This is a genomic window from Pseudomonas sp. UBA3149 (assembly GCF_002364655.1).
Classification (GTDB): Bacteria; Pseudomonadota; Gammaproteobacteria; order Pseudomonadales; family Pseudomonadaceae; genus Chryseomonas; species Chryseomonas luteola.
On the sequence record NZ_DEYV01000005.1, the window covers coordinates 354,918 to 377,934 of the forward strand.

The following is a 23,017-nucleotide window of genomic DNA, read 5'->3' on the forward strand; positions in this document are numbered from 1 at the left end:
TCGATGCGTTACATCAGCACCCGCGGCAATGCGCCAGCGTTGAATTTCGAAGACGTTCTGTTGGCTGGCCTGGCCAGTGACGGAGGTCTGTATGTGCCGGAAAATCTGCCGCGGTTTACTCAGGAAGAGATTGCTTCCTGGGCTGGGCTGCCTTACCACGAGTTGGCATTCCGCGTCATGCGCCCGTTCGTTGAGGGCAGTATCAGCGATACCGACTTCAAACAGATTCTTGAGGAAACGTATGGCGCATTCGCTCACAGTGCGATTGCGCCGCTGCGTCAGCTCAATGCCAATGAATGGGTGATGGAGCTTTTCCATGGCCCAACCCTGGCGTTCAAGGATTTCGCACTACAGCTGCTGGGCCGTCTGCTGGATCATATTCTGCTCAAGCGGGATGAGCGTGTCGTGATCATCGGCGCCACTTCGGGCGATACGGGGTCTGCAGCTATTGAGGGCTGCCGTCGTTGCGAGAATGTAGACATTTTCATTCTGCATCCTCACCAGCGTGTATCTGAGGTCCAGCGCCGTCAGATGACGACCATCCTTGGTGAAAATATCCATAACATCGCCATCGAAGGCAATTTTGATGATTGTCAGGAGATGGTGAAGGCGAGTTTTGCCGATCAGAGCTTCCTCAAGGGCACGCGTCTGGTTGCCGTAAATTCGATCAACTGGGCGCGCATCATGGCCCAGATCGTTTACTACTTCCATGCAGCGCTGCAGTTAGGTGCCCCAGCGCGCTCTGTAGCGTTCTCGGTCCCGACCGGTAACTTTGGCGATATATTCGCAGGATACCTGGCGCGTAACATGGGGCTGCCTGTAAGTCAGCTTGTTGTAGCAACCAATCGCAACGATATCCTGCATCGCTTCATGAGCGGCAACCAGTATTTCAAGGAAACGTTGCACGCCTCGCTATCGCCCTCCATGGATATCATGGTGTCGTCCAACTTCGAACGTTTGTTGTTCGACCTGCACGGACGTAACGGTGTGGCGTTGGCCGAGCTGATGAGCACGTTCAAGGCCACGGGCAGGCTCTCCGTTGAAGAAGATCGTTGGGTTGAAGCGCGTAAGCTGTTTGATTCATTGGCGGTAAGTGATGAAGACACGTGCGCTACCATCGCTGATGTCTTCAAGCGTACCGGCGAGGTGCTTGATCCGCATACAGCAATTGGCGTCAAGGCGGCGCGAGAGTGTCGTCGTAACCTGTCTACACCGATGGTAGTGCTGGGAACAGCACACCCCGTCAAGTTTCCTGACGCGGTCGAGAAGGCCGGTATTGGTAAGGCGCTGGAGCTTCCGGCTCACCTGAGCGATCTATTCCAACGCGAGGAGCGCTGCACTGTGCTGCCTAACGCCATTGAGGCGGTACAGGCTTTTGTCGCTCAACATGGTAATTGCGGCAGGCCGCTCTAAATAGCATTCAGGGGCGGATGCTGTTCTGGCATTCGCTCCTGACCAGCTTCCCCTTGCTCGTTTGATTGACACGCGTACTGCCAGGAGGGCTGCCGTGACTTTGAGCATGCCTACGCTACTTGTGACCAATGTGTATGTACTCGTTCTGCTTGGCGTGCTGATGTTATTTGCATGGGCAAGAGGGAGCCGCGAGGCAACTCTGGGCTTTCTGTGCGTGATGCTATGGTCGGGCGCGCTGGGGCTGGTAATAGGTAGCCTGCGTGGACGAGGAATGGATGCGTTGCCTATCGTGCTGGGGAACGTGCTTGTTCATGTCTGTTATGCCATGGGGTGGACTGCCATGCGGGCTTTTTCCGGACGACGAGTACTCTGGTCCGGAGTGTGGGCTGGAAGTGTCCTATGGTTGCTTGCCTGTCTGATTCCCGCCTTTTACGGCTCGCTGGCTGCGCGAATTCAACTGAGCTCGCTGGTAATTGTCAGCTATACCGTGTTGGCAGGTTATGAACTCTGGCGCTCCCGGAACGAAAATCAGGTATCGCTGGCGGCCTTGTTCAGTCTGTTTGGATTGCACAGTGCTTTTTATGTCGGTCGTTTCTTTCTGGATCGCTCACTGCCGTTCGCCGGGGAAAGTCATGGAATCGACTTTGCGGCGTTTCTGCTGCTCGAGACCTTGTTGTACAGCATTGGTCTGACGTTTGCGGCGACAGCCATGGTGCAGCAACGAACGGAGAGGCGTTACCGGCAAGCCTCGTTGACGGACTCGCTGACAGGTATTGGCAATCGACGGTCCTTCGTCGAAGACAGCGAAAACATGCTGCGTCACTGCCAGGTTCAGCATGGCCCTGTGACATTGCTACTGTGTGATATGGATAATTTCAAACAGCTCAATGACAGGCATGGTCATCAGGCTGGAGACCAAGCATTGGTAGCCTTTTGTGAGGTGGCCAGGATGCGGCTTCGAAAAGGTGATGTTTTTGGTCGTTTGGGCGGCGAAGAGTTTGCGTGCCTGCTACCAGACACCACTACTGAAGCGGCGTATCAAATGGCTGAGCGGATACGGAAGGAATTTGCTTCATGCTCACGGGTAGCAGGGGTTTCCTTGAGTATCAGCATTGGTGTAGCCAGTTCGGCGGAGGCGGGTTATGTGCTTGATTCGCTGATTGCCCTGGCTGATAAGGGATTATATGAAGCCAAGGGGCTCGGCAAGAATCGAAGTGTCATTAGCCAGCCTGTCTGAGCAAGCCACTTTTCAGGCGTTTTCACGGTACACTGGTCAGCTTTACTTTCGAGCGGACATTCATGGCCCTGCAAGCCACGCCTTATAAAGTTGAACTTAACCTGACGGATCTGGACCGCAGCGTCTACGAGAACCTGCGTTTTACCGTTGCTCGTCATCCCTCCGAAACCGAAGAGCGTCTGGCTGTGCGCATCCTGGGGTACGCCTTGTGGTACGGCGAGCAGCTTGGGTTTGGTCGGGGACTTTCCGATGTAGATGAGCCTGCCCTTTGGGAAAAGAGTCTCGATGATCGTGTACTGCATTGGATTGAAGTAGGGCAGCCTGATGCTGAGCGCCTGGTTTGGTGTTCTCGCCGTGCGGAGCGGGTCAGCTTGCTTGCCTATGGCAATTTACGGGTCTGGCAGAGCAAGGTAGTCGATTCGGTAAAGATGTTGAAGAACCTGAACATTGCAGCGGTGCCTGTTGAGCCGCTGGCTGCATTGGCTACTGACCTGCCACGCTCGATCAGCTGGAGTGTAATGATCAGTGAGGGGACTGTGTTCGTGACGGACGAGCGTGGTCAACACGAGCTTCATTTCGACTGGTTAATGGGTGAGCGTTGATTCATCGGAAAACGCTTTAAAAGCCATGGAAGCAGACGCATCTTGAATCTATCCATGGCTTGAGCCGTCTGTTCGGCCTGTTCTCTATTTCTGTTGTAATGCTTGAGTAATCAATGCGTATCGAACTTCGTTCCCTGCCGGATGAGTTGCCTGATCTGGGTGATCTTCCGCCGCTACTGACCCGTCTTTATGCCGCGCGTGGTGTGAAGAGTGCTGATGAGCTTGAAAAAGGGCTGGCGCGGTTACATCCCTATCGGTTGTTCAAGGGGATGGATGACGCCATCGAATTGCTGGTCGATGCGCTGGCCAAGCGTCAACGCATCCTGGTCGTGGGTGATTTTGACGCTGATGGCGCAACCGCTACCAGTGTGGCGGTTCTTGCCTTGCGCAGCCTGGGCGCCGCTTGGGTCGATTACCTTGTTCCCAATCGCTTTGAGTACGGGTATGGGCTAACGCCTGAAATCGTCGCGGTTGCCCGGGAGCGCCAGCCTGATCTACTGGTGACCGTGGATAACGGAATTTCCAGCATAGACGGTGTCGAAGCCGCCAAAGCCGCAGGAATGCGCGTGCTGGTGACCGATCACCATTTGCCGGGCCATGAGTTACCCGCTGCTCATGCGATCGTTAACCCCAACCAGCCTGCCTGTGAGTTTCCCAGCAAGTGCATTGCTGGCGTGGGCGTTATCTTCTACGTGATGCTTGCACTGCGGACGCGGCTGCGTGAAGAGGGCTGGTTCGATGCGCTGAACATCAAAGAACCTAATCTGGCTGAGCTGCTGGATCTGGTCGCATTGGGCAGTGTTGCCGACGTGGTCCCGCTGGACGCCAATAACCGGATTCTGGTCCATCAGGGATTAGCTCGTATACGTGCCGGTCGCGCTCGTCCGGGGCTTAGAGCATTGCTGGAGGTAGCTGGGCGGCAGCCGGGTAAGATTACTTCTACTGACCTGGGATTCATTCTGGGGCCGCGCCTGAATGCGGCTGGGCGGCTGGATGATATGTCGCTTGGAATCGAGTGCCTGCTGTGCGAGGACGAAGCCCTTGCACGGGACATGGCTGTCCAACTGGACCAGCTCAATAAGGATCGAAAACTAATCGAGCAGGGCATGCAGCGTGAGGCCTTGGCGCAGCTCAAGGAATTGCCCAAGGATGATATGCCGTTCGGGTTGTGCCTGTTTGATCCCGAATGGCATCAGGGCGTCATTGGTATTCTGGCGTCTCGTCTCAAGGAACGTTACCACCGGCCCACGCTGGCCTTTGCCGATGCCGGTGACGGCATGCTCAAGGGCTCGGCACGTTCGGTTCCGGGGTTTCATATCCGTGATGCGCTGGATGCTGTTGCGGCGCGTCATCCTGGGCTAATCACTAAGTTCGGCGGGCACGCCATGGCAGCGGGGCTGTCACTGCCTCAGGAGAATTTCGGTGCGTTTGCTGCCGCTTTTGATGCGGAAGTCAGACGGCATCTAGTCGAGGATGATCTGACAGGGCGTTTGCAGTCGGACGGTTCGCTGGAAACCTGCGATTTTCAGCTGGAGATTGCACGTACACTCAAGCATGCCGGCCCCTGGGGGCAGCATTTCCCCGAGCCGATGTTTCACGGTGTGTTTGAGGTCGTGCAGCAGCGTATTGTAGGTGAGCGGCATTTGAAGCTGGTTTTGAAGAGTGAGTGCGGAGGCATTCAACTGGACGGCATTGCGTTCAACATTAATCGCGAGGTCTGGCCGAATCCGCAAATTCGCTGGGTCGAAGCCGCCTACCGCCTGGATGTGAACGAATTTCGTGGTCAGGAAAGCGTGCAGCTGATTGTGGTTCACCTGACGCCCAAGTGAAGTAATAGGCCTCATAAAAATAGTTGCATTGCTATCGAATTGATCATTCCGGCAAAGTAAGGCTCTAATAGATTCAAGTCCTTGTGCCGAGAGCGATCATGAGCAAACTTTTTGAGCCTTTTACCCTTCGCCAACTGACGCTTCCGAACCGCGTTGTAGTTTCCCCCATGTGCCAATATTCAAGCGAAGACGGCTTCGCCAATGATTGGCACTTGGTCCACCTGGGCAGCCGTGCCGTTGGTGGCGCGGGTCTGGTCATCAGTGAAGCTGTTGCCGTTACGCCAGAAGGTCGTATTACTCCACAGGATCTGGGTCTATGGAAGGACGAGCAGATCGAGCCGCTGCGCCGCATCACTCAATTCATTCAGTCACAGGGCGCGGTACCAGGTATCCAGATTGCCCATGCCGGGCGTAAAGCCAGTACGTGGCGTCCTTGGGAAGGCAAGCACGGCAGCGTTCCCATCGCTGAAGGTGGCTGGGTTCCCGTAGCTCCGTCAGCGATAGCCTTTGACCCCCAGCACACACGTCCTACCGAGCTGGATGCTGAGGGTATTGCCGGTCTCACCAAAGCCTTTATCGCAACAGCCGAGCGCGCACTGGCTGCCGGGTTCAAGGTTGCTGAAATCCACGCGGCCCACGGTTATCTGCTACATCAGTTTCTTTCACCGATTTCAAACCAGCGTAGCGATCAATACGGTGGCAGTTTCGATAACCGTATCCGTTTCCTGTTGGAGGTTACACAAGCCATTCGAGCAGTCTGGCCTGATGAGCTGCCTGTCTTTGTTCGGTTATCGGCAACCGATTGGGTAGAAGATGGCTGGAATGTAGACGAGACGGTAGAGCTGGCCAAGCGCTTGAAACCCCTGGGTGTCGATCTGATTGATGTCTCCTCGGGAGGTACTGCGGCAAACGCCGAAATCCCGGTAGGCCCAGGTTATCAAACGCAATTTGCAGAGCGGGTTCGCAAGGAGGCTGAGATTGCCAGTGGCGCCGTTGGCATGATTACCGATGCGGCCCAGGCTGAGCACATCATTCGTACCGGTCAGGCCGATGTGGTACTGCTGGCACGCGAACTGCTGCGTGATCCGCACTGGCCGCTGCAGGCCGCTGAAGCATTGCGCGACAAGGTTTCCTGGCCCGCACAGTACGTTCGCGCGGCACACCGGGATACGCCCCTTCGCAAGCCGCTATCGTTCGATTGACCCTGTCAGGGCGAGCTTCCAGTAGGTTCGCCCTGTTTAATCCTCCCTCCAAGCGTCCTTGCAATATCTCGCAGCAGAAGAGCGCTCCGCTGCATGAACCATCTGCCGGTGTGTCTTGCCCTAATAGGTATCTGCCATTATCTGGAGAGCAATGATGCAAACACGTGGCCTGCTGGATCAATTACTCAAGACAGGGCAGGACATGCTCGCCAAGCAGGGCGGCCTGTCCGGTGCACTTGGAAAGTTGAATCAAGGTAATACGAAGTTTCAAACCCCTTCGTCGAAAGATCCTCTGGGCGGCATGCTGTCGAGTGCGGGCGGCGGAGCGCTGGCCGCCAGTGTGTTAGGGATGCTTTTGCGCGGCAAGGGCGCCAGCCGTATGGGAGGTGGCCGGATGGCCAAGTATGGTGGGCTGGTCGCGCTGGGTACCCTGGCCTACCAGGCTTATACAAACTGGCAGAAAAGCCAGGCCAATGCGCCTCAGACCGAGCCTCAGACAGTGGATCGTGCGCCGGAAGGAAAGGTGGAGCAGCACAGTCAGGCCATTCTGAAGGCACTTATTGCGGCAGCCAAGGCAGACGGGCATATCGATGATCAGGAGCGTAAGCTCATTGATGACGAAATGAATCGACATGCAGAGGATCCTGAGCTTCAGAATTGGCTGCGTCAGGAAATCAATAAGCCACTGGACCCTGCCGAAATTGCTGCCAGCGCCAAGACGCCGGAAATGGCTGCCGAGATTTACCTGGCAAGTCTGTTGATGGCCGATGATCAGCAAGTGATGGAAAAGGCCTATCTCGACGAGCTGGCGCGTCATCTAAACCTGGATCCTGCCCTCCGGGCTGAGCTGGATAGCAAGGCCAAGGGCTGATCATGCGTCCGGGCCGTCTTGCTCGGCGGCCTGGCCCATCAAGACATGTTGGTGTTGCTCGCACAGGCCAACCAGAAAATCCCAGACAACGCGCAGCCGCACCGTTCGATGAAGTTCTCGGCGCGATGATATCCAGTAGTGCCGAATGACGCGCTCCTGCGACAGGACTGGTATCAACAGGGGATCGCGGCTTCCCAGGTAGTAGGGAAGGATGGCAATGCCGATTCCCGCCTGAGCCGCCATTTGCTGAGCCAGCACGCTGGTGCTCCGGAATGCTACTTGCGGGTGCTTGCACATTGTCTGGAGAAAAAGCAGTTCTTTGGTGAATATCAGGTCGTCTACGTAGCCAATCCAGCGTTGGCGGGAGAGATCTTCCCGGGAGTGGAGGGGAGGTGCTTTTTCTAGATAAGCTGGACTGGCGTACAGCTGGAGACAATAGCTGCTGAGTTTTCGAGCGATGACCAAGTCAGCGCTAGGCCGCTCGAGCGTAATGGCGATGTCCGCCTCCCGGTTGGTAATACTGACAAAGCGGGGAACCGAGACCAGCTCGATTTCAAGGCCCGGATAGCGCTCCAGTAAGGTTGCCAGCCGCCCGGCCAGGAAGCCCGTGCCCAGTCCTTCCGTCACCCCAAGGCGAACCTGGCCCAGGGGATTTACGCTACAGGTCATTTCTTCCTGCGCCAGAAGGGCGGATTCCTCCATGGCCTCGGCATGCTTGAGTAATGCCTGACCGGCTGGTGTGAGCTGATACCCCTGGGTGTGCTGAACGAGAAGCTGCGTGCCCAGGGTGCGTTCGAGCGATTCGATGTGCCGAGCGACGGTCGTGTGGCTGGTTCCCAGACGCCTGGCCGCGGATAGCAAGCGCCCGCTGCGCTGTAGCTCCAGAAAGAAGCGGAGGTCGTCCCAGTTGAACATTCGCGTGACTCCTCACCTAGGTAACTGCTGTGCATTTTTGAACAACGGCTGCCTGAAAATGATTGTTCTTGTTCTGAAATACTCCGTCTAGCATGAAGAGCAATAACAAGTACAACAAGAGCAGATGTTCTGATGACCACTCTTCCGAATTCATACGACTATGTCATCGTTGGCGCAGGTCCTGCCGGTTGCCTGCTGGCCAATCGGCTATCGGCTGATCCTTCGGTTCGCGTGTTGCTTCTAGAGGCGGGCGGCCGTGATACCTATCCCTGGATTCACATCCCTGTCGGCTATCTCTACTGTATCAATAATCCCCGTACTGACTGGTGTTTCAAGACCGAGCCCGAACCTGGTCTCAACGGGCGGGCGCTGGGTTATCCGCGCGGCAAGGTGATGGGAGGTTGCTCTTCTATCAACGGCATGATTTATATGCGTGGTCAGGCGCGTGACTATGACGAGTGGGCGGCTGCGGGTAATGCCGGTTGGGGTTGGCAGGATGTCTTGCCGCTATTCAGGCGCATGGAGAATCACTACGCAGGAGCGTCTGAGCTGCATGGGGCGGGTGGTGAGTGGCGCGTCGAGAAACAGCGCCTGAGCTGGGATATTCTCGAAACATTCCGTCGCGCAGCGGCAGAGTCGGGCATTCCTTCGGTCGAAGACTTCAATACGGGTGACAATGAAGGCTGTGGTTTCTTTCAGGTCAATCAACGTAGCGGAGTTCGATGGAACGCAGTCAAGGCCTTTCTCAAGCCTGTCCGGCAGCGAGCCAACCTGACGATCGTGACCAATGCCGAGGCGGATCGGGTCATCCTGGAGGACGGACGGGCCCGTGCCGTTCAGGTCGTACGGAAGGGGCAATTGCAGCGCTTTATCGCGCGTCGGGAAATTATCCTGTGCAGCGGTGCCATAGGCTCTCCCGCCATCTTGCAGCGCTCGGGTATTGGCCCGCGACCGCTATTGGAGCGGCTCGGGATTGGTGTTCAACATGAACTGCCCGGCGTTGGTGCAAACCTTCAGGATCACCTGCAGTTACGGCTGATCTACAAGGTCTCGGGTATTCATACGCTCAATCAAATGGCCAGTAGCCTATGGGGTAAGCTGAACATGGGCCTGCAGTACGCATTCGGACGCCGCGGCCCGCTGGCCATGGCGCCGAGCCAGCTGGGTGCTTTCGCTCGCTCCGAGCCGAGCCAACCGTCTGCCAATCTGCAATACCATGTTCAGCCATTGTCGCTGGATCGCTTCGGCGAGCCGCTGCACACCTTTCCAGCATTCACGGCCTCAGTGTGCAACCTGCGGCCAGAGAGCCGGGGGCGAGTGGAAATTCGTTCGGCAGAACTAGATGCTGCGCCGCTGATCCAGCCGAACTATCTCAGCCATGAGGCGGATCTCAAGGTCGCTGCCGATGCTATTCGTCTAACACGACGTATTGTCGGCTCGCCGGCCCTGGCACCTTATGCACCGGAAGAGTACCTGCCGGGTCCGGACTTTCAGACAGAGGAGCAGCTAAGAATGGCTGCCGGCAGTATTGGTACTACCATCTTTCATCCTGTGGGGACCTGCAAGATGGGGGCAGGTCCCGAGGCGGTCGTGGATGCTCAGTTGCGCGTTCATGGGATACCGGGGCTACGTATTGCCGATGCGTCGATCATGCCCACTATCGTGTCGGGTAATACCTGCTCACCTACGTTGATGATCGCGCAGAAGGCGGCCGAACTGATAGTGGCAAGCCAGCGAGACGAGCGGCTGACCCATGCTGCCCAGACGATCCGACGTGAGCCGGAGCGGCTGGCAATCTGAGCAACACAAGGCAATCTCAACGAAGGCAGTACCGCTTGAACAGGCCGTATGAGGTTCTGGCGTCCCGCAGTGAATAACAATGACAACAGACACTGAGACCCCACGAGGGTCGGGAGACAAGCATGGCAGAGTATGCCCAGGCCAGCGGCTACAGCCGCACCGTCAGCAGCACCCGTGAAGAGCGCAAGGTTATCTTTGCTTCTTCTTTGGGAACTGTGTTCGAGTGGTATGACTTTTTTCTCTATGGCGCTCTGGCGGCCGTGATCAGCAAGCAGTTCTTTGCAGGTGTCAACGAAACTACCGCCTTCATTTTTGCCCTGCTGGCTTTTTCGGCGGGTTTTCTGGTCAGGCCGTTTGGTGCGCTGGTCTTTGGCAGGCTAGGCGACAAGATCGGCCGCAAATATACATTTCTGGCAACTATCCTATTGATGGGTGTTTCTACCTTTGGGGTTGGATTGTTGCCTACCTATGCCTCCATCGGACTTGCCGCCCCCATTTTGTTAGTTACGTTGCGATTGCTTCAGGGGCTGGCGCTGGGTGGCGAATATGGAGGAGCCGCCACTTATGTGGCTGAACACGCACCGGCTGGCAAGCGGGGTAGCTATACCAGTTGGATTCAGTCAACAGCAACCCTTGGGCTTCTGCTTTCACTGTTGGTCATTCTGGTCTGTCGAAAGCTGACCGGTGACGCCTTCGAAACCTGGGGCTGGCGCTTGCCGTTCCTGTTTTCGATTGTGCTGTTGGGTATCTCAACCTGGATTCGTCTGTCGATGCACGAGTCCCCGGCGTTTCTCAAAATGAAGTCCGAAGGCAAGACGAGTCATTCTCCTATTAGGGATTCGTTCACCCGCTGGAGCAATTTGCGCGTTGTGTTGATTGCGTTATTCAGCATCAATGCCGGCCAGGCAGTAACTTTTTATACCGCGCAGTTCTACGTCCTGTTCTTTCTGACGCAAATGCTCAAGATGGACGCCGCCCTGGCTAATACGCTGCTTATCATCTCGATTGTCATCGGTGCGCCTTTCTTTGTCTTTTTTGGTTGGCTGTCCGATAAGGTCGGTCGCAAGCCGATTATGATGCTAGGACTGCTGCTGGCAACGGTTTGCTATTTTCCAATCTTCAAGGCTTTGGGGCATTACGCCAATCCGGAGATTGATATGGCCAGCCGGCAGGCACCGATTACCGTCGAGGCGGATCCTGCCACCTGTACCTTCCAGTTCGATCCTGTCGGCAAGGCACGCTTCGACAGTCCGTGCGATCGGGTCAAGGCACTTCTGGTAAAGCGCGGCCTGCCTTATCAGACCGCTGAAGGTGCCGCTGGCAGTGAGATCGTCGTACGGGTAGGGCAACAGGAAGTACGCGGTTATGATGCGGCTACCCTGAGCGCAGCAGTGGACGCAGCCGGTTATCCACAAAAGGCTGATCCGGCGGCCATCAATCAGGGCATGGTCGTGCTGTTGATCGTTGCGCTGATTCTGATCGCCACAATGACGTATGGTCCATTGGCAGCATTGATGGTGGAGTTGTTTCCGACCCGTATCCGATATACCTCTTTATCGCTGCCATACCACGTTGGCAACGGCTGGTTCGGCGGTCTGTTGCCTACCGTGTCCTTTGCGCTTGTCGTGTATACCGGCGATATTTTTTATGGCCTGTGGTATCCAGTGCTTATTACTGGGGGCAGTCTGGTGGTAGGCCTGCTGTTCCTGCGTGAGACCCGTCATGTCGATATTCACGCAGATTAAGCGCACTCAAAGGTCTGGGCTGTGTAGGCCGCGCTGTAAACTGTGCCGCCTGTATCGAATGTCGTACCGGTAGGCGCCAAGCGGCATGAGTCGACTAGAGCCTGCAGCAGTGCTTTTCCATGCTGCTGTAGGCCACTCGGAGGGGCTGAATAACGGAGGGACGAACAAACACCGGCAAAGGCTGCCGGATCGTAGCCGGTTGCAGTATACTCGCAGGCTTTTCCACGTTTTCCGCGAGTGATTGCCAGCCATGGAAATCAACCCGATTCTGAACAGTATCAAAGACCTTACCGGACGTACCCAGACTATTCGGGGGTATCTTTGACTACGATCATAAAAAAGATCGTTTGACCGAAGTTGAGCGCGAGCTCGAAGATCCAAGCGTCTGGAACAAGCCTGAGTACGCTCAGAGTCTTGGCAAGGAGCGCGCCCAGCTGGCTCAGGTAGTCGAAACCCTTGATGAGCTTTCCGGTGGTCTGGCCGATGCAAACGACCTGCTGGAAATGGCTGCCGAGGAAAATGACGAAGGCGCTGTCAACGATGTGGCCACTGAGGTCGAGCGTTTGCGCGAGATTCTCGAGAAGCTCGAGTTCCGTCGCATGTTCAGTGGCGAGATGGATCCGAACAATGCCTACCTCGATATCCAGGCTGGCTCCGGCGGCACCGAGGCTCAGGATTGGGCTAATATGCTGCTGCGCATGTACCTGCGCTGGGCAGACAAACACGGCTTCGAGACGACCATCATGGAGCTCTCCGAAGGTGAAGTGGCTGGTATCAAGGGCGCAACCGTTCATGTGAAGGGTGAGTATGCGTTCGGCTGGCTCAAGACTGAAATCGGCGTACATCGCCTGGTTCGCAAGAGTCCATTCGATTCGGGCAACCGCCGCCACACGTCGTTTACAGCCGTCTTCGTTTCGCCGGAGATCGATGACAACATCGAAATCGAGATCAACCCAGCCGACCTGCGGATCGATACCTACCGTTCCTCCGGCGCGGGTGGTCAGCACGTTAACACCACGGACTCGGCGGTGCGTATCACCCACGTGCCCACCAACACGGTGGTCAGCTGCCAGAACGAGCGCTCCCAGCACGCCAACAAGGACACCGCCATGAAAATGCTGCGGGCCAAGTTGTATGAGCAGGAAATGCAGAAACGTACGGCCGCTTCCCAGGCGTTGGAAGACTCCAAGTCCGATATCGGCTGGGGCCACCAGATCCGCTCCTATGTACTCGACCAGTCTCGGATCAAGGATCTGCGTACCGGCATCGAGAACAGCAACTGCGATGCGGTACTGGACGGCGACCTGGACGAGTTTATCGAGGCCAGCCTCAAGCAGGGCCTGTAACACTACCTTAAACGCCTTCTCCGACAGGAGAGGGCTGATCCCGTGATGGAAATACCCAGACCATGAGCGAACAACCTTTAGACCAACATGCCCAAGAGCAGGAACACAACAAGCTGATTGCCCAGCGCAAGGAAAAGCTTGCAGCCCTGCGCGCCGAGCAGCGCATCGCGTTCCCGAATGACTTCCGCCGCGACAGCTACTGTGCGGATCTGCAGAAGGCCTATGAAGGCAAAAGCAAGGAAGAGCTGGCCGAAGCGGGCATCAAGGTCAAGATTGCTGGCCGCATCATGCTCAACCGCGGTGCGTTCATGGTTCTTCAGGACATGACCGGCCGGCTTCAGGTTTATGTAGACCGCAAGAAGCTGCCAGCGGAAACGCTGGAAGCCATCAAGACCTGGGATCTGGGCGATATCATCGCGGCCGAGGGCACACTGGCCCGCTCCGGCAAGGGCGACCTGTATGTAGACATGGACAATGTTCGTCTGCTGACCAAGTCTCTGCGTCCTCTGCCTGACAAGCATCACGGCCTGACCGATACCGAGATGCGCTACCGTCAACGCTACGTCGACCTGATCGTCAACGACGACGTCCGCCATACGTTCCGTGTACGCTCGCAGGTGATCGCTCACATTCGCCAGTTCCTGCGGGATCGTGACTTCCTCGAAGTCGAAACGCCCATGCTGCAGACCATTCCAGGCGGTGCGGCGGCCAAGCCCTTCGAGACGCATCACAATGCGCTGGATATCGATATGTTCCTGCGTATTGCTCCAGAGCTTTATCTGAAGCGCCTCGTAGTAGGTGGCTTCGAGCGCGTGTTCGAGATCAACCGCAACTTCCGTAACGAAGGCGTATCGACTCGGCATAACCCCGAATTCACCATGCTTGAGTTCTACCAGGCGTATGCCGATTACGAAGACAACATGGACCTGACCGAGGAATTGTTCCGCGAGCTGGCCATGGCGGTTCTGGGTACCACCGATGTGCCATACCAAGGCAAGGTCTTCCACTTCGGTGAGCCGTTTGCACGCTTGTCCGTGTTCGACTCGATCCTGAAGTACAACCCTGAGATCAGCGCTGATGATCTGCGCAACATCGAGAAAGCACGTGCGATTGCCAAGAAGGCCGGTGCGGACGTCAAAGGCTTCGAAGGGCTTGGCAAGCTACAAACCATGATTTTCGAAGAGCTGGTCGAGCACAAACTGGAGCAGCCTACGTTCATTACTCAGTATCCGTTCGAAGTCTCTCCGCTGGCCCGTCGTAACGACGACGATCCAAGTGTGACTGACCGCTTCGAGCTGTTCATCGGTGGCCGTGAAATCGCCAACGCCTATTCCGAGCTTAACGATGCGGAAGACCAGGCTGAGCGCTTCCACGCTCAGGTGGCCGATAAGAACGCCGGTGATGACGAAGCCATGCATTTCGATGCCGACTTCGTGGCGGCGCTGGAGTACGGCATGCCGCCAACGGCAGGTGAGGGCATCGGTATCGACCGTCTGGTCATGTTGTTGACCGACTCTCCGTCGATCCGTGACGTAATTCTGTTCCCGCATATGCGCCCGCTGTAAGCAGTTGCTGTAAACAAAGAACCGCCTTTATGGCGGTTCTTTTATTTCTGGCGTACCGAGATCTGTCGAACCGCCGTCTACCCAGGCAGTCGATACGCTATCCTGCATACGTCAGGGTTTGTCTTCCCTGTAATGAGGTGGGCATGAATTCACGCAAGGTGAAAAACCAGTACCAAGAGACGATTCGCACGCTTTCCGATCGTATCGTGGCGGCCCAGGCCCCCATCCGGATTCTCGATGCGGTGAAGTGGGATGATGAGGTCAAACAGCGCTTTCTCGATGGCAAGGGCAAGATGCTACCCCTGGTGGATCGCGCCTACTATGAGCAGCGGCCGTTGGGGTTTGACCCGGATGAGGTCAAGGGCGAGTTTCAAAGCATCGAGCGGGAAGTGACCCGGCACCTGGGGCAATTCAGCCCGGTGGGGCAGATCATGCGGCGTATGTGCCGTGAGTACCGCATGGTCGTGCGGATGCTTCAGGCGCGAGGGACGCGAGATTTTGGCCTGATCTCCCAGGAACTTTATGGGGCAGCGTCCGATGCCTTTCATGCCGGTGATCCGACTCTGGCGGATCTAGGCATGATGATGTCGGACTATCTGAACAACATCGATAAGCGCAGCGATCTCAAAGACGAGCCCAAGACACTCACCGCCAAGGAAGCTGCACCGATGCTGCAGCAGCGCCTGAGTGCAGTGTTTGGAGAGGACGAAGGCACTATCCGTGTGTTCGAGTCAGATGGAATCGTTGCCGACGCTGCTGCAGGTGCGGATTACATCAAGATCCGGGCGGACGCCATGTTCAACGAACGTGATATTCGTGCGTTGGAGGTTCATGAGGGGTTGGTCCATGTTGGGACAACACTGAACGGTCAGAATCAGCCGATCTGCACCTTTCTCTCGAAAGGACCGCCATCGTCCACCGTTACGCAGGAAGGCTTGGCTATCCTCATGGAGGTCATCGCCTTTACTTCTTACCCTTCACGCCTGCGCAAGCTGACCAATCGTACCCGTGCCATTCATATGGCAGAGGAGGGTGCTGATTTTCTGGATGTCTTCCGCTTCTATGAGGAGCAGGGTTACAGCCTGGAGGATGGTTACCAGAATGCCAGTCGCGTATTCCGCGGTTCTACGCCTTCCGAATTACCGTTTACCAAAGACCTCTCCTATCTCAAGGGCTTCATTCTCATCTACAACTACATTCAGCTGGCCGTTCGTAAGGGCAAGGTAGAGCAGATTCCCCTCTTGTTTTGTGGCAAGACCACCCTGGAAGACATGCGCATCCTGAGCCAGCTGGTTGAAGAGGGTCTGGTCGCGCCGCCCAAATATCTGCCGCCCCAATTCCAGGATCTCAATGCCTTATCGGCCTGGATGTGTTTTTCCAACTTCCTGAACCATCTCAGCCTGGATCGAATCGAAGCGGATTACGCCAATATCATTTGACCACGCCGACGCCTTGTGTCGGCTTACAGGAGTAAGCCATGCCCAGTCATGAGATCGATTACCGCATCATTGGCGAGTCCATGCAGGCGGTGGAAATCGGACTTGATCCCGGCGAGACCGTTATCGCCGAGGCAGGTGCCATGACCTATATGGAGGAGGACATCGATTTCACCGCCCGCATGGGGGACGGATCCGGCGGGGTGCTGGGCAAGCTATGGAGCGCAGGTAAACGCATGATGGGCGGCGAATCGCTATTCATGACGCACTTCACCAATGAGGGGAAGCGCAAGCGTCATGTAGCCTTCGCTGCGCCTTATCCAGGACACGTTGTGCCGGTTGACCTCTCAGCTATTGGCGGTACGCTTTTCTGTCAGCGCGATGCCTTCCTCTGTGCTGCGCTAGGTACGCGTGTAGGCGTAGCGTTTACCCGCCGCCTGGGGGCCGGCTTCTTTGGTGGTGAGGGTTTCATCCTAGAAAAGCTGGAAGGCGATGGTCTGGCCTTCATGCATGCGGGCGGTACGGTCATTCGCAAAGAGCTCAATGGGGAAACGCTCCGGCTTGATACCGGGTGTCTGGTTGGTTTCACCAAAGGTATCGATTACAGCATTGGCTTGGCAGGCGGCCTACGCAGCATGCTGTTTGGCGGTGAGGGCTTGGTATTGGCAACCCTAAAAGGACACGGCTCCGTATGGGTCCAAACGCTCCCTTTTTCACGTCTCGCTGAGCGCGTCTATGAAGCAACGACCAAGGCGCAAGGCGAGAAAGGCAGTGAATAGCCATCCATCGCTCGTAGAGGTTTGAATGAAAATTCGGGTATGGCAAGGGGATATTACCGCGTTGGATGTTGATGTCATCGTCAATGCGGCGAATGAGCGTCTGTTAGGCGGGAGTGGCGTTGATGGCGCGATTCACCGGGCAGCGGGTCCTGAGCTCCTGGAGTATTGTCGACGACTGGGCGGATGCCCGGTAGGAGAAGCCAGGCTTACGCCTAGTTTCAATCTTCAGGCCCGCTTCATCATTCATACCGTCGGGCCGGTTTGGAGCGGAGGCAATTCAGGTGAGCCCGAGCAGTTAGCGCGGTGTTATCGAAACACGTTGGCGCTGGCTGAAAGTATCGATGCCCGTACCCTGGCCTTTCCTGCGATCAGCTGTGGTGTCTATGGATATCCTGCGGAGCAAGCGGCACGCGTTGCGGTATCCGTTCTCCAAGAGCCCAGACCGGAAGGCAGCTCGGTTCGTGAAGTCATCCTCGTAGCGTTCTCCACTGAAATGGCAGAGGTATTAACTAACGCTACGCTCATTGATTGATCACCCACCCATAAAAAAGCCCGGCATTAGCCGGGCTTTTAGGACGGTCACCTATTACATGCGTGGTGCAACCGGATTCGCGTCGTTGGAAATAGTAACCTCTACGCGACGATTCATGGCGCGATCAGCTGCAGTAGAGTTGCTAGCTACCGGGAATGCCTTGCCATAGCCTCGGGTTACGATGCGATTAGGCGATATGCCCATGCTGACCAGCGCGGTCTTGATAGCATTCGCACGGCGCTCGGACAGCTGCTGGTTGTACGAGTCGGAGCCAGTGCTATCAGTGTAGCCTTCAACAATGACCTGACGTTCTGGGTTCTGCTGCAGGAAGCTGGCTAGCTGCTGAACGTTGGTCATGCCTGCGGGCTTAAGTGTGGCCTGGTTCAGATCGAATAGTACGTTGCCAAAGGTTACGACAGTACCACGATCCGTCTGCTTGGCGTTAAGCTGGCTTTGCAGCTGCTTGAGCTGTGCAGTACGGGCATCCAGACGAGCCTGGGTACGCTGTGCGTCAACGCCTTGCAACTGCTGCTCGGTCATGCGCAGCTTGACAGTTTGCATGGCCAGTTGAATGCGCTGGTTGGCCAGGTACGCTAGTTGGTCGACCTTCTCCTGCTTGTCGCCTTCACGGTAAGCACGGCTGGCCTTGTCTACCCAGTCACCAGCATCCTTGGTTTCCAGCGCAGCCAGCTGAGAGGACTGAGGCTGGGATTGTAGTGCTGCATAGTCAGCCTGGGCCTTCTCAAGGTTCGGGTTTGGTGGAGTCGAACAGGCAGCCAGGGCGATGCTCAGGGCAGATACGGCAGGGATAAGAAACTGTTTACGCATAACATTCATCCTTTAGGCATAAGGCGGGAATAGGGGATGGGTCAGCTTATTGCTGGCGTTGGTTCTGCTTTTGCTGCAGCTCGCCGTTGATCATCCCTTCCTCGCGGATCTGCTGAATGCTCTTCTGAGCGTCCTGGAGGGCTGCATCAGCCTTGGCAGCCTGAGTCTTGCGAGTTGCCAGACGTGCGTCCCACTCGGCCTGCTCAGCCAATTGCTTGGCTTTTTCGTAGTTCTTTTCGTTCAGTGCTGTTTGAGCCTGTGTCCACTTGTCCTGGGCAGACTTGGTTTCCAGCGGAGCGTACTGATTGCCGCCACTACTTACCGCTTCATTGACTGCGGATTGAGTAACGGCCATCTGCTCACTAGGCGGATCACCTGCGCAGCCGGTCAGGATCAGTGCACTGCCTAGCGCCAGTGCAGCGAATTTCAGACCACAGGCCTTTTGTATCGATTTCTTGGCAGTCAATGTATTCATAGGGCTCAGCTCCATTAATAGTCCAAACAGCTAAATTGTTCCCTGGCTGACAGGGTGGCCGAGGCCTTTTATTACCTTCGCTATTTATCGGATCGAAGGTTATTGACAAAAAGCCTCTCATTTACTGGCTAACGTATGGACCGCTTCAAGTCACGAAATGTTCATCCCTTGTCTAAAAATCCATAGCACGCTAAGCGGTAAAACAGCATTTCAATCCAGCTAATGGCTTGTTCTGGCTAGGGTTATTGTGCGTCTGCCGATCATGTGGACGAATCGTTTTTGTTGAGCTCAGCCAGGTGCTTCTTCGACAGTTCCAGAAAGCGTGGCGTGGGGCCAACATCTTCATAAAGTGGATCACCCAGCTCGTCCGTTGCTACGACTCGCTGTCCCTTGACATAGGGAAAACTGGCTTCAAGTTCCTCTAGCGCCGCGCCTACCAGCTCAGCTAAGAGTTCTTCTACGCTACGCTTTGGATACATTTCGTGGAGGGCATGCAACCGGGCCGCGGATTCAAGGTCCAGAACCAAGTTGTAGTGTGCGTGGGCCATACGGCCTGTAGCGTTCTGCTCCCATTCCTGTACGAGCTCGCTGATCTTCATGAGAATCTCCTTCGCCTGACCGTTTCGTTGCAGTTCTACAAAAGCTAGACAGCAGAGTGTCGTACGAGGTCCCTGGCGCAGGTGTGCTAGAACAACAAAGAGAACAACGAAAGAGGGATAAACATGGTCGTCGAGATTGATGTTCGTCTGCGGGAAGATGTTCACCGACTGGGAGAGCTGTTAGGACAGACCATTAGCGATCAGTATGGTCCTGCCTTTCTGGAAAAGATCGAGCGTATCCGAAAGGGCGCGAAAGCTTCGCGTGGCGGGTCGCTCCGTGGCGAAAGACAGCTGTCCGAGACGCTCAATTCGCTGGATGAGTCCGAGCTGCTACCAGTTGCCAGAGCCTTCAATCATTTCCTGAACCTGGCCAATATCGCCGAGGAGTATCACCGTATCCGTCGGCGTAGCGCTGGCGAGCCGGCACCGCTGGAAGACCGGGTGCTCCAGGAAGTTCTGTCCCGGCTCAAACAGGCGGGGCACACTGGGCCAAAGCTTGCCGAGCAGCTGTCTCAGCTGAGTGTCGAGTTGGTTCTCACGGCGCATCCAACGGAGGTTGCTCGCAGAACGCTGATTCAGAAGTACGAGGAGATTACCGAACAGCTGGCCGCCCAGGATCACGATGATTTGACGGCTGCCGAGCGGCACGAGGTGCAGCAGCGACTGCGCCGCCTCATTGCGGAAGCCTGGCATACCGAAGAGATTCGCCGACAGCGGCCCACGCCTGTCGATGAAGCCAAATGGGGATTCGCCGTTATTGAAAACTCCCTTTGGCATGCAGTACCCAGACTGCTGCGGCAAGTAGACGAAACCTTACAGGAGGCTACTGGAGAACGTCTGCCGTTGCTGGCAACGCCTGTTCGATTCGCTTCCTGGATGGGCGGCGATCGTGATGGGAATCCGAATGTAACGGCTACGATAACGCGCGAAGTGCTGCTGTTGGCACGCTGGATGGCGGCCGACTTGTACATGCGTGATGTAGACCGCCTTGCATCGGAGCTTTCCATGCAGCGTGCCTCGGCTGAACTCATGGCAGAGGTAGGTGATACACCTGAGCCGTACCGCGCCCTGCTCAAGCAACTACGCGAGCGACTCAAGGCCACGCGCGACTGGGCTGCCCGAGCCGTTCATGAGCCTCATATCCCCAGCACAGGGGTGCTTGAGCACAATGAAGAGCTCCTGGGACCTCTCAAGCTCTGCTATGAGTCGCTCCATGCTTGCGGAATGGGCGTTATCGCTGACGGGCCGTTGTTGGATGCGTTGCGTCGCGCTACTACCTTCGGGCTTTTCCTGGTGCGGCTGGATATCCGTCAGGATTCGACCCGCCATGCGTCAGCCATGAACGAAATTACAGAATATCTGGGGCTTGGCAGCTATGCCGACTGGGATGAAGCGCGTCGGCTGACGTTTCTGGAAACCGAGCTTTCCAATCGCAGACCCTTGCTGGCACCGGATTACACGCCCTCGGCAGACACTGCCGAAGTGCTTGCAACCTGCCGTGTAATTGCCGAGTCACCTGCAGCAGCGCTGGGGTCCTATGTGATATCGATGGCGGGCTCAGCGTCAGATATCCTGGCCGTGCAACTCTTGCTCAAGGAAGCAGGCGTACGTCGACCCATGCGGGTGGTACCTTTATTCGAGACACTGGATGATCTTGATCATGCAGGCGAGGTCATTGAAAGCCTGCTGGCGCTGCCGGGCTATCGCGAACGGCTTCAGGGGCCCCAAGAGGTCATGATCGGCTATTCCGACTCGGCCAAGGATGCAGGAACCCTGGCTGCGGCCTGGGCGCAGTATCGTGCCCAGGAAGCCTTGGTAGACATCTGCAGCCGGCAGGGTATCGAACTCATCCTGTTCCATGGGCGCGGAGGCACGGTGGGACGCGGTGGCGGTCCTGCCCATGAGGCGATCCTTTCGCAGCCGCCAGGTTCGGTCTGCGGCCGTTTCCGGGTAACGGAGCAGGGTGAGATGATACGCTTCAAGTTTGGTCAGCCCGATATCGCGCGGCAGAATCTCAACCTTTACCTGGCTGCTGTCTTGGAGGCTACATTACAGCCGCCTCCAGTCCCTGAGCCGGAGTGGCGGGCTGACATGGATCGTCTGGCTGCAGACAGCCTGAAGGCTTATCGTGGCGTGGTGCGGGAGCATCCTCAGTTTGTTGACTACTTCCGCAGGGCTACGCCTGAGCAGGAACTGGGCCGTCTGCCCTTGGGCAGCCGCCCGGCGAAGCGTCGTGAGGGCGGGGTGGAAAGCCTGCGTGCCATCCCCTGGATTTTTGCCTGGACACAGACCCGCCTGATGTTGCCTGCCTGGTTGGGCTGGGAAACAGCGTTGGCTAGGGCCTTGGAGCGGGGTGATGAACAGCGGTTACAGCAGATGCGTGAGCGCTGGCCGTTCTTTCGTACTCGCATCGATATGCTGGAAATGGTTTTAGCCAAGGCTGACGGAGACATTGCCCGGCTCTATGACGAGCAGTTGGTGCCGGAGCAGTGGCGTGCGCTAGGGCAAGAGCTCCGCGACCTGTTGTCGCAGGCGGAGCGCTCTGTACTGCGTCTGACCGGCCAGGCCGAGCTGCTGGCTCACAACCCTCAAACGCGGGCGTTCATTGCCGTACGTAATATCTACCTTGATCCGCTACACCTGCTTCAAATCGAGCTGCTGGAACGTTCTCGACAAGCTGGAGAGGGCACGGCAAGCCCCCTGGATCAGGCCCTGCTGGTCAGCGTTGCAGGCATTGCGGCAGGCCTTCGCAATACGGGTTGAGGGCCGGTCCTGTTGTTTGAAAACGTCCTGTCTGCTCCTCATGAGGGAGCAGCAGGACGGTCAGCCAGGCAATCCTTCCATTTCATCTGGAAAGCACGAATAAATCCCTGCGACTTTTAGTGGCTTGTGCCCCCTCGTGATGCTGTGTATTTTGAATCCCCTTGACCGTCAAACGGCCAAATAAAACATCGAGACAGCCTGAGGATCGCAATGGCTCTGTTGAGCGGGCCACTTCAAGGCAAGTCCTGGATACCATCATTTAAGGAGCGACGTGCATGCGCGTGATACTGCTAGGGGCGCCCGGTGCCGGTAAAGGTACTCAGGCTCGGTTCATTACCGAGAAGTTTGGCATTCCGCAAATTTCCACTGGGGACATGCTGCGTGCTGCCGTTAAAGCCGGGACTCCGCTAGGTCAACAGGTCAAAGGCGTCATGGACAGTGGTGGCCTGGTTTCCGACGAAATCATTATTGCCCTGATTTCCGAGCGTATTCTGGAAGCCGATTGCTCCAACGGTTTCCTCTTTGATGGTTTCCCTCGCACCATTCCACAGGCCGAGGCGCTGAAGAACGCTGGCGTCACCATCGATCACGTGCTTGAAATTGCCGTGGATGATGAAGAGATCGTCAAGCGTATGTCGGGTCGTCGCGTACATCCGGCTTCAGGTCGTGTGTACCACACGCTCTACAATCCGCCGAAAGTCGAAGGTAAAGATGACGAAACCGGAGAAGATCTGGTTCAGCGTGAAGATGACAAAGAAGAAACCGTACGTAAGCGTCTCGATCTGTACCATTCCCAGACCAAGCCGCTGGTAGACTTCTACCAGAAGCTAGCAGACGCTGAAGGCACGCCGAAGTGCAGCCGGGTTGAAGGTGTCGGGTCCGTCGAATCGATTACGGCCAAGGTACTCGAAGCGCTCAAGTAAAGGCGTTTCCATCTGTTGCCAAACGGTCCTTTCAGGGCCGTTTTTAGTATCTGAAGGGAAAATGCAAAAAACCAAAAAGCACCCTCTCAAACAGGGATAGTTGAACTCCTCTGCCTTGCGCTTAGTCCTAATAAGGCACACAACGAAATTAGGAGAA

General features: G+C 56.3%; 19 protein-coding genes. 15 read left to right on the forward strand and 4 right to left on the reverse strand.

The window, feature by feature from the left end; all coding sequences use genetic code 11:
• The first annotated feature begins 3 nt into the window (after positions 1-3).
• The 6 genes from thrC (at position 4) to B3729_RS03430 (ending at position 7,154) form a co-directional block, all read left to right on the forward strand.
• A complete protein-coding gene (gene thrC, locus B3729_RS03405; RefSeq protein ID WP_286787054.1) occupies positions 4-1,413 on the forward strand; it encodes a threonine synthase in 1,410 nt (469 codons plus the stop codon).
• A gap of 94 nt (positions 1,414-1,507) precedes the next feature.
• The gene (locus B3729_RS03410; RefSeq protein WP_286787055.1) at positions 1,508-2,650 is read left to right on the forward strand and encodes a GGDEF domain-containing protein; all 1,143 of its coding nucleotides are present in this window, start codon (positions 1,508-1,510) and stop codon (positions 2,648-2,650) included.
• Between the two features lie 62 nt (positions 2,651-2,712).
• Positions 2,713-3,252 carry a YaeQ family protein gene (locus B3729_RS03415; RefSeq protein ID WP_286787056.1) on the forward strand — a complete coding sequence of 180 codons (540 nt, stop codon included), beginning with the start codon at positions 2,713-2,715 and terminating at the stop codon, positions 3,250-3,252.
• Positions 3,253-3,365: 113 nt separating this feature from the next.
• Entirely contained in the window at positions 3,366-5,081 is a 1,716-nt protein-coding gene (gene recJ / locus B3729_RS03420) for a single-stranded-DNA-specific exonuclease RecJ (protein ID WP_286787057.1), read from the forward strand.
• 98 nt (positions 5,082-5,179) lie between these two features.
• Positions 5,180-6,283, forward strand: a complete 1,104-nt coding sequence (locus B3729_RS03425; protein WP_286787058.1) for an NADH:flavin oxidoreductase/NADH oxidase — start codon at positions 5,180-5,182, stop codon at positions 6,281-6,283.
• A 154-nt stretch (positions 6,284-6,437) separates the two neighbouring features.
• Positions 6,438-7,154 (forward strand): tellurite resistance TerB family protein, encoded by a 717-nt coding sequence (locus tag B3729_RS03430; protein WP_286787059.1) that lies wholly within the window; start codon positions 6,438-6,440, stop codon positions 7,152-7,154.
• Here the strand turns inward: B3729_RS03430 and B3729_RS03435 are convergent, their stop codons facing one another.
• Positions 7,155-8,069, reverse strand: a complete 915-nt coding sequence (locus B3729_RS03435; RefSeq protein ID WP_286787060.1) for a LysR family transcriptional regulator — start codon at positions 8,067-8,069, stop codon at positions 7,155-7,157.
• A gap of 132 nt (positions 8,070-8,201) precedes the next feature.
• On the opposite strand from B3729_RS03435, the gene B3729_RS03440 reads away from it, so the two are divergent.
• From B3729_RS03440 to B3729_RS03470, 7 genes are all read left to right on the forward strand, one after another.
• On the forward strand, positions 8,202-9,869 hold the full coding sequence (locus tag B3729_RS03440; protein WP_286787061.1) for a GMC family oxidoreductase: 1,668 nt from the start codon (positions 8,202-8,204) through the stop codon (positions 9,867-9,869).
• Between the two features lie 122 nt (positions 9,870-9,991).
• Positions 9,992-11,614 carry an MFS transporter gene (locus B3729_RS03445; RefSeq protein ID WP_010797606.1) on the forward strand — a complete coding sequence of 541 codons (1,623 nt, stop codon included), beginning with the start codon at positions 9,992-9,994 and terminating at the stop codon, positions 11,612-11,614.
• A 250-nt stretch (positions 11,615-11,864) separates the two neighbouring features.
• A protein-coding gene (gene prfB, locus B3729_RS03450) for a peptide chain release factor 2 (RefSeq protein WP_100217761.1) occupies positions 11,865-12,960 on the forward strand; the annotation gives its coding sequence in 2 pieces (ribosomal slippage) (positions 11,865-11,936 and positions 11,938-12,960; 1,095 coding nt in all).
• Positions 12,961-13,022: 62 nt separating this feature from the next.
• Entirely contained in the window at positions 13,023-14,525 is a 1,503-nt protein-coding gene (gene lysS, locus B3729_RS03455) for a lysine--tRNA ligase (protein WP_286787062.1), read from the forward strand.
• A 143-nt stretch (positions 14,526-14,668) separates the two neighbouring features.
• Entirely contained in the window at positions 14,669-15,964 is a 1,296-nt protein-coding gene (locus tag B3729_RS03460; RefSeq protein WP_286787063.1) for a flavohemoglobin expression-modulating QEGLA motif protein, read from the forward strand.
• Between the two features lie 38 nt (positions 15,965-16,002).
• Complete coding sequence (locus B3729_RS03465) at positions 16,003-16,740, forward strand: TIGR00266 family protein (protein WP_286787064.1); 738 nt, start codon at positions 16,003-16,005, stop codon at positions 16,738-16,740.
• Between the two features lie 25 nt (positions 16,741-16,765).
• Complete coding sequence (locus tag B3729_RS03470; RefSeq protein ID WP_286787065.1) at positions 16,766-17,272, forward strand: O-acetyl-ADP-ribose deacetylase; 507 nt, start codon at positions 16,766-16,768, stop codon at positions 17,270-17,272.
• Between the two features lie 54 nt (positions 17,273-17,326).
• Here B3729_RS03470 and B3729_RS03475 read toward each other — a convergent pair whose 3' ends face one another.
• The 3 genes from B3729_RS03475 to B3729_RS03485 form a co-directional block, all read right to left on the reverse strand.
• Positions 17,327-18,100, reverse strand: coding sequence for an OmpA family protein (locus tag B3729_RS03475; RefSeq protein ID WP_010797612.1), 774 nt, complete (start codon positions 18,098-18,100; stop codon positions 17,327-17,329).
• A 46-nt stretch (positions 18,101-18,146) separates the two neighbouring features.
• Complete coding sequence (locus B3729_RS03480; RefSeq protein ID WP_286787066.1) at positions 18,147-18,590, reverse strand: DUF4398 domain-containing protein; 444 nt, start codon at positions 18,588-18,590, stop codon at positions 18,147-18,149.
• A gap of 245 nt (positions 18,591-18,835) precedes the next feature.
• Positions 18,836-19,174, reverse strand: coding sequence for a hypothetical protein (locus tag B3729_RS03485; protein ID WP_010797614.1), 339 nt, complete (start codon positions 19,172-19,174; stop codon positions 18,836-18,838).
• A 123-nt stretch (positions 19,175-19,297) separates the two neighbouring features.
• Between B3729_RS03485 and ppc the strand changes: the two genes are divergently transcribed.
• Together ppc and adk are read left to right on the forward strand one after the other, a co-directional pair.
• Positions 19,298-21,937, forward strand: coding sequence for a phosphoenolpyruvate carboxylase (gene ppc, locus B3729_RS03490; protein WP_150347770.1), 2,640 nt, complete (start codon positions 19,298-19,300; stop codon positions 21,935-21,937).
• 275 nt (positions 21,938-22,212) lie between these two features.
• Positions 22,213-22,860, forward strand: a complete 648-nt coding sequence (adk, locus tag B3729_RS03495) for an adenylate kinase (RefSeq protein WP_010797616.1) — start codon at positions 22,213-22,215, stop codon at positions 22,858-22,860.
• Positions 22,861-23,017 lie beyond the last annotated feature (157 nt).